At 71.6% G+C, this 10,472-nt stretch carries 11 protein-coding genes; 9 read left to right on the forward strand and 2 right to left on the reverse strand.

The features are described from left to right. Nucleotides 1–388: 388 nt before the first annotated feature. The 8 genes from ACFHVL_RS30030 (at nucleotide 389) to manA (ending at nucleotide 7,689) form a co-directional block, all read left to right on the forward strand. Nucleotides 389–649 (forward strand): hypothetical protein, encoded by a 261-nt coding sequence (locus ACFHVL_RS30030; protein ID WP_416631909.1) that lies wholly within the window; start codon nucleotides 389–391, stop codon nucleotides 647–649. A 21-nt stretch (nucleotides 650–670) separates the two neighbouring features. Next, on the forward strand, nucleotides 671–913 hold the full coding sequence (locus ACFHVL_RS30035) for a hypothetical protein (RefSeq protein ID WP_416631910.1): 243 nt from the start codon (nucleotides 671–673) through the stop codon (nucleotides 911–913). 64 nt (nucleotides 914–977) lie between these two features. Beyond that, nucleotides 978–2,486 (forward strand): aldehyde dehydrogenase family protein, encoded by a 1,509-nt coding sequence (locus ACFHVL_RS30040; protein WP_416631911.1) that lies wholly within the window; start codon nucleotides 978–980, stop codon nucleotides 2,484–2,486. A gap of 90 nt (nucleotides 2,487–2,576) precedes the next feature. Further along, on the forward strand, nucleotides 2,577–3,476 hold the full coding sequence (locus tag ACFHVL_RS30045; RefSeq protein WP_416631912.1) for a hypothetical protein: 900 nt from the start codon (nucleotides 2,577–2,579) through the stop codon (nucleotides 3,474–3,476). A 156-nt stretch (nucleotides 3,477–3,632) separates the two neighbouring features. Continuing rightward, complete coding sequence (locus tag ACFHVL_RS30050) at nucleotides 3,633–5,009, forward strand: phosphomannomutase/phosphoglucomutase (RefSeq protein WP_416631913.1); 1,377 nt, start codon at nucleotides 3,633–3,635, stop codon at nucleotides 5,007–5,009. Nucleotides 5,010–5,095: 86 nt separating this feature from the next. Continuing rightward, nucleotides 5,096–5,278 (forward strand): Trm112 family protein, encoded by a 183-nt coding sequence (locus tag ACFHVL_RS30055; protein ID WP_416631914.1) that lies wholly within the window; start codon nucleotides 5,096–5,098, stop codon nucleotides 5,276–5,278. Continuing rightward, complete coding sequence (locus tag ACFHVL_RS30060; protein ID WP_416631916.1) at nucleotides 5,278–6,486, forward strand: SIS domain-containing protein; 1,209 nt, start codon at nucleotides 5,278–5,280, stop codon at nucleotides 6,484–6,486. Before ACFHVL_RS30055 ends, ACFHVL_RS30060 begins: the two co-directional genes overlap by 1 nt. 12 nt (nucleotides 6,487–6,498) lie before the next feature. Further along, entirely contained in the window at nucleotides 6,499–7,689 is a 1,191-nt protein-coding gene (gene manA, locus ACFHVL_RS30065) for a mannose-6-phosphate isomerase, class I (RefSeq protein ID WP_416631917.1), read from the forward strand. 294 nt (nucleotides 7,690–7,983) lie between these two features. On the opposite strand, the gene ACFHVL_RS30070 is transcribed toward manA, so the two are convergent. Both ACFHVL_RS30070 and ACFHVL_RS30075 read right to left on the reverse strand, forming a co-directional pair. Next, nucleotides 7,984–8,136, reverse strand: a complete 153-nt coding sequence (locus tag ACFHVL_RS30070) for a hypothetical protein (RefSeq protein ID WP_416631918.1) — start codon at nucleotides 8,134–8,136, stop codon at nucleotides 7,984–7,986. A gap of 24 nt (nucleotides 8,137–8,160) precedes the next feature. Continuing rightward, a complete protein-coding gene (locus tag ACFHVL_RS30075) occupies nucleotides 8,161–9,396 on the reverse strand; it encodes an RDD family protein (RefSeq protein ID WP_416631919.1) in 1,236 nt (411 codons plus the stop codon). 40 nt (nucleotides 9,397–9,436) lie between these two features. On the opposite strand from ACFHVL_RS30075, the gene ACFHVL_RS30080 reads away from it, so the two are divergent. Continuing rightward, nucleotides 9,437–10,375, forward strand: coding sequence for a stage II sporulation protein M (locus ACFHVL_RS30080; protein WP_416631920.1), 939 nt, complete (start codon nucleotides 9,437–9,439; stop codon nucleotides 10,373–10,375). The last annotated feature ends 97 nt before the right edge of the window (nucleotides 10,376–10,472 follow it).

The following is a 10,472-nucleotide window of genomic DNA, read 5'->3' on the forward strand; positions in this document are numbered from 1 at the left end:
CAACTCGCCTCGTGTCCGGTTCTCAACACGGACAGAACCTCTCAAGCCGGAACAACGCCGGGGCCGTGGGGACAGCCGGAGCTGGCGGAGCTCCGTCGGAAGTTCACTCATGATTATCACCTCGAATACACCGGAGTGGCAGCTATCTCAACCGGTCTAGTCTTCCACTGACGCCGGCCGATAGTCCAGGGTGGAAATCGATCCCGGGGAGGGAGACTCTCATGATCATTCATGTGGATGGGTGAGACAGTGGAAGGAGCGTCGATGCTGGGAATTGAAGCGGTTATCGGGGCGGCGCTGCTCGGCTTCTGTGCCGGGCTGTGGTCGTTCAAGGTGAAGTCACGGTGGTGTCCCAACTGTGGGCGTCCGACGTGGCCGCTGGTCAGGCGTGACGGATAGCCGGCTGGTCCAGACGCCGGAGCCGAAGCCGGGAGATGTGCTGGTGATCGGCCGGGAGGCGAGCGTGCAGTTCGCCGGCGGCCGAGGAATCAGGCTCCGGGTCATCTCGGTGGACCGGAAGCAGACGTACGACGGCTGGGTCTGGGTGGCCGGATACGTCATCGACCGGGACGGTGATGCCGCCGATCGGCGGGAGATATTCGTCCAGCGCCGCGGGCTTTATCGACTGCTCGCGCGTACGAAATCCTGAGTATTGATTAAGGAGAGAAAAATGATCACCGAAATGTGGCGTGACTGGTGGCTGCGCTGGCTGGACTGGCGTTCCGGACGGTCGACCGCGTCCCGGCGGTTGGAAGCGTTGCGGCGGGAGCAGACAGCGTTGCGGCGTCGCCGACTCGAGGACAACGGGGGACACCGCTGGTCGACGGAGGTGACAATGCTGGTTCCGACGACGCGACCGCTGATGACGTACGCCCAGCAGCTCGGCTATCGGCTGCCGCGCAGCGCACCCTGACCGGCAGCCCAGCCATGACCACGGCGACCCGGCTGGAGCCCCTGGCCTGGCCTAGGCTGGCCGGATGGAGCACGCCGCCGCTGACCGTACCGACCCGAAGCCGTTCTGGCTGGCCGGCGAGCCGGCGCACGGTGACGAGCCGCTCGACGTACGTCACCCGTACGACGGTCGGCTGGTCGGGCGGACCAGCCTGGCCACGCCCGACCAGGTCGAGCAGGCGGTCGCCGCCGCGCACCGGGTCGCGCCGCAGGCCGCCGCGTTGCCCGCGCACCGGCGGGCCGCCGCCCTGGACCACATCAGCGCCCGGCTGGCGCAGCGGGCCGACGAAATCGCCCGGTTGATCACCGCCGAGAACGGTAAGCCGCTCAAGTGGGCGCGGGCCGAGGTGACCCGGGCGGTCTCCACGTTCCGGTGGGCGGCCGAGGAGGCCCGGCGCTTCTCCGGTGACCTGCAACGCCTCGACACCGACCCGGCTGCCACCGGCCGGATAGCGCTGGTCCGCCGGGTGCCGCGCGGACCGGTGCTGGGCATTTCGCCGTTCAATTTTCCGCTGAACCTGGTGGCGCACAAGGTCGCCCCGGCGATCGCGGTCGGCGCACCGATCATCGTCAAGCCGGCCCCGGCGACGCCGCTGACCGCGTTGCTGCTCGGCGAGCTGATCGCCGAGGTCACCGAGCCAGCTGGAGCAGACGCCGGGCCAGACGGACCGGGGACCGGGCTGCCCGCCGGCATGGTCTCCGTACTGCCGGTGCCGAACGACCGGGCCGGCGGCCTGGTCGCCGACCCACGCCTGCCGGTGGTGTCGTTCACCGGGTCCGGGCCGGTCGGCGCGCTGATCCGCCGCGCGGTGCCGGAGAAGCACATCACCCTTGAACTGGGTGGCAACGCCGCCGTGCTGATCTGCGAGGACTGGACCGGCGACGAGGAGCTGACCTGGGCGGCGCAGCGGATCGCCACCTTCTCGAACTATCAGGCCGGGCAGAGCTGCATCGCGGTGCAGCGGGTGTACGTGCACGAATGGCTCTACGACGGCTTCCTGCCCCGGCTGGTCGACGCCGTGCGGGCGCTGCGGGTCGGTGACCCGGCCGACGAGGCGACCGATGTCGGCCCGCTGATCAACGAAGGTGCCGCCGAGCGGGTCGAGTCCTGGGTGGACGAGGCGATGACGGCCGGGGCGACGATCGAGGTCGGTGGCCGGCGTGACGGTGCGACGTATCCGCCGACGGTGCTGACCGGGGTGCCGGCCGACGCGAAGGTGCTCACCGAGGAGGTCTTCGGCCCGGTGCTCGTCGTGGTCCGGGTGGCGAACGACGAGGCCGGGTTCGCGGCGGTCAACGACTCGGCGTACGGACTGCAGGCCGGTGTGTTCACCCACCGGTTGCAGACGGCGTTCACCGCGCACCGGACGTTGGCCGTCGGCGGGGTGATCGTCGGTGACGTGCCGTCGTACCGGGCCGATCAGATGCCGTACGGCGGGGTGAAGGGCAGCGGGGTCGGCCGCGAGGGTGTCCGCAGCGTGATGGACGACTACACCGATCCCCGGGTGATGGTCCTCACCGGACTCGACCTCTGACGGACCTCGGGCGATTGTTCGCCGGAGTTCGCGACGGCGCGCTGCGCGGTCCGGGCGCGTAACGGTCGCGCGGTAGCCTGTCGCCCGACGGTGTCCGAGGCGCGGGTGCCGGCGACGCGGGAGGCGAGGCGGGACATGTCGGTACGGCGTAGCGCAGCCCAGCTTGCGACGGTGCTCCTGCTGACCACCGGCACAGCCATGCTCGCCGCGATTCCGGCGCGCGCGCAGGATGCGGAGCAGCAGGCGCGGGTCCAGCTCAGTCTGCCCAGCAAGTTCACCGCCGGTGAGAAGGCAGGCGGGGTGACGGTGAAGGTCACCAAACGCTCCGAGGAGTGCGTGTCGCTGCGTACCACTCTGGCGATCCGGCTGCCCGGCGCAGGCGTCGACCAGGTCGCCGTGCAGGCGCGGATCGACGACGACTGGGTGCGGGTGCCGGTGGCCGACGATGGCGGCGGGTTGCTGATCACCGACCGGACCGCACCGGAGGACGACGAGTTGTGCAAGGGCAAGAGCCGGTCGGTGCGCTACCAGGTGGCTTTCGCGGCCGGGGCGCCGGCCGGCACCGCGAACATCGTCGCCGAGGCGTACGCCGCCAGCGGTGAGCTGCTGGGCCGGGAGGTCGGCGGCAAGAAGGTCGGCGGCCGGCAGGCCGGCACCTACGAACCGGCCCCGCCGTCACCGACCGAGGAGCCGTCGCCGGAGCCGACCCCGGAGCCCACGGAGGAAGCGCCGGTGGCCGAGCAGAGTGCGGTGCCCGCTGCAGCCCCGCCGGACCCGGACCTGCTTGCCACCGCCGGTCAGGGCGGCGGCGGGGGTCTCGGGATCAGCACCGGGGTGTTGACCGTCGGTCTCGGCATGGTCGCGGGCGGCGCGGCGTTGCTGGTGCTGCTGATCCGCCGGGGGCGCGGCGACAAGCACGATTCCGGTGGGGACGGTGGTGCGCCCGGGGCCGGCGGGGCGACCATGCTGCTGCCCCGGATTCGGCGCTGACCTGCGACTACGTCGTCACGCAGCGGCGTCGGTGGTCGGCCGGAGGATGAACATCGGGCGGCCGGAGGATGGCCCGGCCCGCCTTGACCGAGAGTGGCCGTCGCTGCTCCGTTACCCTCACCTGTGTTGGCATCGGCACTGCTGAGGAGCGAGACCTTGTCTGACTTGTCCAAAATCGTCAAGGCCTACGACGTCCGTGGCACCACTCCGGACCAGCTGAACGAGACGGTGGCCCGCGCCCTCGGCACCGCGTTCGTGCAGGTCCTCGCCGAGCTTGGCGACAAGGCCGACCGGATCGTCATCGCCCACGACATGCGTGAGTCGTCCCCGCCGCTGGCCAACGCGTTCGCCGCCGGCGCCAACGCCGCCGGTGCCGAGGTGCTGCACGCCGGTCTCGGCTCCACCGACCTGCTCTACTACGCCTCCGGCGCGCTGGAGCTGCCCGGGGCGATGTTCACCGCCAGCCACAACCCGGCCCAGTACAACGGGATCAAGATGTGCCGGTCCGGGGCCGCCCCGATCGGCCAGGACTCCGGGCTGACCGACATCCGCGACCGGGCACAGGCGCTGCTGGACAGCGGCGAGGTGCCCTCCGGCGAGGACCGGCTGGAGCGGCGCGAGCTGCTCGCCGACTACGCCGCTCACCTGCGTACGTTGGTCGACCTGTCGGGGATCCGGCAGCTGAAGGTGGTCGTCGACGCCGGCAACGGGATGGGCGGCTACACGGTGCCAGCCGTCCTCGGTGCCACGGTGCTGCCGGCGTTGCCACTGGACATCATCCCGATGTACTTCGAGCTGGACGGCTCGTTTCCCAACCACGAGGCGAACCCGCTCGACCCGAAGAACATCGTCGACCTGCAGAAGGCGGTCCGCGAACACGGCGCCGACCTGGGTTTGGCGTTCGACGGCGACGCCGACCGCTGCTTCGTCGTTGACGAGCGCGGCGAGCCGGTCTCCCCGTCGGCGATCACCGCCCTGGTCGCCGCCCGCGAGCTGGCCAAGCACCCCGGTGAGACGGTCATCCACAACCTGATCACCTCCAGCGCGGTGGCCGAGATCGTCCGGGAGAACGGCGGCGAACCGGTCCGGGCCCGGGTCGGTCACTCGTTCATCAAGGCGGAGATGGCCCGCACCAACGCGGTCTTCGGTGGCGAGCACTCGGCGCACTACTACTTCCGGGACTTCTGGTTCGCCGACACCGGCATGCTGGCCGCGATGCACATGCTGGCCGCGCTCGGTGAGCAGGACCGGCCGCTGTCCGCGCTGGCCAGCCAGTACGAGCGGTACGTCGCCTCCGGCGAAATCAACTCGACGGTCACCGACCAGCAGGCGAAGCTCGCCGAGGTCAAGACCGCGTACGCCGACGCCGACACCGACGAGTTGGACGGGCTGACCGTCAGCTTCGACGACGGCTCCTGGATCAACCTGCGGGCCTCCAACACCGAGCCGTTGCTGCGGCTCAACGTGGAGGCACCGACCGCCGAACGGATGGTCGAGCTGCGCGACAGCGTGCTCGCGCTCGTACGCGGATAGGATCTCTTGCGGGTACGCCCGACCGCGGTCCGCGCCGCGCGGTCGACCCTGCCTGCGGTTCGCCGATACGTGGAAGGAGCCACCCGATGGCCCTGGATTCGCAGCTGCTGGAGATCCTCGCCTGCCCGGACACCCACCACACACCACTGACCTACGACGCGACAGCATCGACGCTGAGCTGCCCCGAGTGCACCCGGATCTTCCAGGTCCGCGACGGCATCCCGGTGCTGCTGCTCGACGAGGCCCGGCTGCCCGGCGAGGCTTCCTGATGGCGGTTCCGATCGACGGAACATCCGGCGTGGTCGGGCGGCGGGTCGCCGACGAGGCGCTGCTCGACGACAGCGCCGGGCTCGCCGCCGCCGACCCGGGAGGAATGCTGCGGTTCACCGCCTCGGCGGGCGCCCAGATGCGGGAGGCGGCGGCGTTGGCCGCCGAGGCAAACCTTGGCGTGCTCAGCGAGGAAGGTCGACCCCGGGCAGTGGTCATCGCCGGGATCGGCACCGCCGGGCGTACCGGTGACGTGCTGGCCACCGTGGCCGGCCCGCGTTGCCCCGTACCGGTGATCGCGCACCGCAGCGCCGGCGTGCCCGGCTGGGTCGGCGCGGCCGATGTGGTGATCGCCGTCAGCGCCTCGGGCCGCAGCCCGGAGGCGCTCGGCGCGGCCCAGGCCGCCGCCCGGCGTGGAGCCCGGCTGGTCGCCGTCGGTGCCCCCGACTCGCAGCTGCAGTCGGTCGCCGAAGGGGTACGCGCACCGTTCATCCCGGTGCCGCGCCGCGCTCCGGCCCGGGCCAGTCTCTGGGCGTTGACCGTGCCGGTGCTGATGGCGGCCCGGGCGCTCGGCCTGGTGAAGGTCAACGAGGCGGATCTGGCGGAGACCGCCGCCCGGCTCGACGCCGACGCCGAGCGTTGCCGGCCGGCCGCCGAGTCGTTCGTCAACCCGGCGAAGGCACTCGCGCTCGGGTTGGCCGGTTCGGTGCCGATCGTCTGGGGTTCATCGCCGGTGGCGTCGGTGGCCGCCCGCCGGTTCGGCGACACGTTGTCGACCAACGCCCGCTACCCGGTGGTGACCGGTGCGCTCGGGGAGGCCGGCCGGGGCCGCGTCGGGCTGCTCGACGGGGTGTTCGGCGGGCTGGGCGAGCTGACCCGGGACATCTTCGCCGACCCGGACGAAGAAACCGAGGAGAAGCTGACCCGGCTGCGGCTGGTGCTGCTGCGTGACGGCGGGCTCAACCCGGAGGACGACGCGGACGAGCCGCTGGCGGTCGAGGAGCGACGGGCGGACGCGGTGCAGACTCTGGCCGAACGTCGGGGGGTGCGCTGCGACGTGATCACCGCCGAGGGCGGGTCGGCGCTGGAACGCCTCGCGTCGCTGATCTCGGTGCCCGACTTCGCCTCCGTCTATCTGGCTCTGGCACATCACCTGGATCCGATGGCGGTGCCGGCGGTCACCGAGATGAAGGAACTCTCCACCACCTGAGGCGGGCGCGTCGTGGAACTGTTGACCGGCCAGATCCGGGACTACGCCTGGGGGTCGCGTACGGTCATCGCGCAGCTGCAGGGCCGTCCGGTACCGGCACCCGGCCCGGAGGCCGAGCTGTGGCTGGGCGCGCACCCGGGTGCGCCGTCGACCGTGCAACGCGACGGTACGTCGGTGAGCGTGGCCGAGCTGATCGGCCAGGATCCGGCTGGCTGGCTCGGTGAGCCGACGGCTGAGCGGTTCGGCGGCCGGCTGCCGTACCTGATGAAGATCCTCGCCGCCGAGACGCCGCTGTCGTTGCAGGCGCATCCCGATGCGGCACAGGCCCGACAGCGGTACGCCGCCGAGCGGGCCGGGTCGGCCACCGCCGGTGGATACAACTACGCCGATCCGCACCACAAACCGGAGTTGCTGGTCGCGGTCACCGACTTCGACGCGCTCTGTGGCTTCCGTGACCCGCAGCGGTCCGCCGAGGTGCTGGCGGCGCTGCGCATCGACGGGCTGGAGCCGGTGGTCAAGGCGCTGCGGACCGGGCCGGACGGGCTGTGTGAGGCGATGCAGCGGCTGCTGACCTGGCCGGCCGATCGGCGGGCGGATCTGGTCGCGGCGGCGGTCGCCGCCGTCGCCGACCTTGCGCCGCGGTTCGCGGCCGACGGCGATCTGCTGCGCGGGCTGGCCCGGCACTATCCGGCTGATCCCGGGGTGCTGGTGGCGTTGCTGCTCAACAAGGTGACGCTGGCGCCGGGCGAGGCGGTCTGGATGCCGGCCGGCAACCTGCACGCCTACCTGCACGGCGCCGGCGTCGAGATCATGGCGGCCAGTGACAACGTGCTGCGGGGCGGGTTGACCCCCAAGCATGTCGACGTGGCCGAGCTGTTGCGGGTGTTGCGATTCGAGGTGCTCACCGACCCGGTTGTACGCCCACAGTCGGTTGCCGCCGGGGTGATCACCTGGCCGGCGCCGGTCGCCGAGTTCACGCTGCACCGGGTCGTGCTCGACGACGAGGTGCCGCAGGTGACGGTCGCCGTCAGCGGGCCTCGGGTGGTGCTCTGCCTGGCCGGTGGGGTGGCGGTCGACGACGGTCTCGCGGCGGTGGCGGTGTCGCCGGGTCGGGCCGCGGTCGGGCCGGCGCTGCCGGCGCCGTTGACGATCTCCGGTGCCGGTGAGGCGTTCGTCGCCTCGGTGAACGTCGACTTCGCCTAGCTCCGCGCGACGGACGCTGGTGCCTGCGTCACATGAGGGCTGCGCCTTGCGCCAAGTACGCGGGGCAGCTGCGGCGAGCGTCCGCTCCGCTCACCGGCAGCCGCCCCGCGCATCCCCCCGGTTTGGTTCCCCCGTGCGTCAGCGTGACAGCGATGTGACGCGACGTAGTCGTAGATTTGCAGTGTGTAGCCATGCTGTCAAGCTAATCCGGAAATAACCGACTCGCGCGTGTCGCGATCGCGAGTCGTCAGCGCGGTGGCAGCTGCCGGCTCAGCGCCGTGCGCAGCTGCCGGCTCAGCGCTGCCGGCGGCTGCCCGGCCGGACCCAGGTCCAGATGCAGTAGGCGAGCCAGCCCAGCGCGAGCGCGGTCGCCAGCGGCCGCAGACCGACCGAGTTCAGCAGGATGACCAGCGCCAACACGACCAGCCACGGAATGAACGCCTTCACCGCACCGATGCTGCCACACCCGGATCAGGATCCGGGCGGTCCGGCCGCCCCAGATCCGGCCGGCGGCTGATCGGCCGGATCGGGAGCGGCCGTCCGCAACGTACTGGCGACCGGCGGACGACGCACCCCGGTCCAGTCCGGCTGGCCACCGGTCGGGCCGAGCCACGGCGGCCGTGGCCAGCTCTCCTGGGGCCACTCGGGCCCGGTGCGCTGCGCCGGAGCGGCCGGCCCGTCCGCGGCGAGGCCCGCCCCCGGCCCGGCCAGCTCGCCCAGTCCCGCCGGCCGCGTGGCCGGCCCCCGCCACTGCTCCGGCACCGGCGACTGCTCCACCGGTGACTGGGCGACGCCGGACCCAGCGCCGGACCCAGCGCCGGACCGGCCCATCGGCACAGCCGGGCGCAGCGCGCTCGCCCGGGTCGGGCTGAGCCCGGTCAACTCCGGCCACAGCGTCGCGGTCACCGCACGGCTTCGCGCCAGACGCTGCCCGGCGCGGCGGTGCCGCTCCGCGAGGACCGCCGCGAGGTAGGCCCAGCCGGGCACCCCGGCCGGTGGCGGCGGCGCGGTCACCGCCGCCACCTCCGCGGCGAGCAGCCGTACCAGCTGCGACCGGGCCGGCTCGGCGAACCCGTGACCCCTGGCCAGCAGATGGCGCACCGACAGCGCGAGTTCGTCGTCGAGCCGGGTCAGGTCGAGGGTGCGAGCCCAGCCGGCAAGGGCCGACGGCATTCCGGGCACCCAACCCCAGGACGTCTGGACGCGGTCATGCACCACCAACGTGCCCGCCGCCAGGTCACCGAGTCGCTTGCCCTGGCTGTTCGCCAACATCGTCACCAGACTCGCGATCCAGGTGAACGGTGGCAGCAACAGACCCGGCCACTCGGCGGCCACCCCGACCAGGTTGCGGGTCAGCGCGTGCCGAAGGTGCGGCGGGCCGCCGTCGTCGCGTACCACCCGGATCCCGACCGCCATCTTGCCGACCGTACGGCCGTTGTTGAGGGTTTCGCACAGCACCGGGTATCCGAGCAGCACCGTGATCACGCCGATGGTGAGCAGTGCCTGCCCGAGCGCCTCGTCCACCTCGACTGCTGGCCGCAGCGACGAGAGCAGCAGACCGGCGAACACCACCAGCACCAGAGCGATCGCCGCCTGCACGATCAGGTCGAACAGCAGTGCAAACACCCGCGAACCGACCCTGGCCAGCCGTACCTCGACCTCGACGGCCTCGCCACCGACCAGCCTGGTGCCCCCGGTTGTCTGCACGGTCACTCCGTCAGTGAACACTATGGGTCGGGAGGTGGCCGTGGACCTCGACGCGTACGTGGCCGAGCACGAGCCGCAGTGGCGGCGCCTCGAACAGCTCGTCCGTGGTCGGCAACTCTCCGTCGCCGAAGTCGACGAGTTGGTGGCGCTCTACCAGCGTACCGCCACGCATTTGTCGGTCGTCCGGAGTCGGACGCCGGATCCGGCGCTGGTGACCCGACTCTCCGGGCTGGTGCTGGCTGCCCGGTCGCGGCTGACCGGCACGCGGACGGTGCGGTGGACGCAGGTAGGCAGGTTCTTCACCACCGACTTCCCGCGGGCGGTGCTCCAGGCTGCGCCCTGGTGGGGAGCGGTGTCGGTCGGGTTCTGCGCGCTCACCGGTTTCCTGATGTGGTGGGTGGCCGACAATCCGGACAGTGTCCGGCTACTCATCGGTGATCAGGCGGCGACCGAGCTCGCCGAGTCGAGCTTCGCCGGCTACTACACCCAGTACGCCGCACCGAACTTCGCCGTCCAGTTGTCCACCCACAATTCCTGGTTGGCCGCGCAGTGTCTGGCTGCCGGCATACTGGTACTCCCGGTGCTGTACCTGCTCTGGATGAACGCGCTCAACATCGGAGTGACCGGCGGGGTGATGATCTCCTACGACCGGGCGGACGTCTTCTTCGGCCTGATCACCCCGCACGGGCTGCTCGAACTCACCGGGGTGTTCATCGCCGCCGGGGTGGGGCTGCGGATCGGCGGCGCGTGGATCTCACCGCCGGCGCACCTGAGCCGGAGCCGGGCCGTGGCGCAGGCCGGCCTGTCCGGGGTGCTGGTGGCTCTCGGCCTGGTGCTGGTGTTCGTGGCGGCGGGGCTGATCGAGGCGTTCGTCACCCCGGCGCCGTTGCCGACCTGGCTTCGGGTCGGGATCGGCGCTTCGGTCTGGCTGGCCTTTCTCGGCTACGTCGTCGCCTGCGGCTCCCGCCGCCACCCCTGACCCCTGACCCCTGCCCTCCATGATCGCGACGATCTGACCGGTAAATCACCTGTACCACGGCGGGTTTTGGGTGTGCGGGGGTGGCCCGGTGTCGGTG

It is taken from the genome of Micromonospora sp. LOL_023 (assembly GCF_048060115.1).
Taxonomy (GTDB): domain Bacteria; phylum Actinomycetota; class Actinomycetes; order Mycobacteriales; family Micromonosporaceae; genus Micromonospora_E.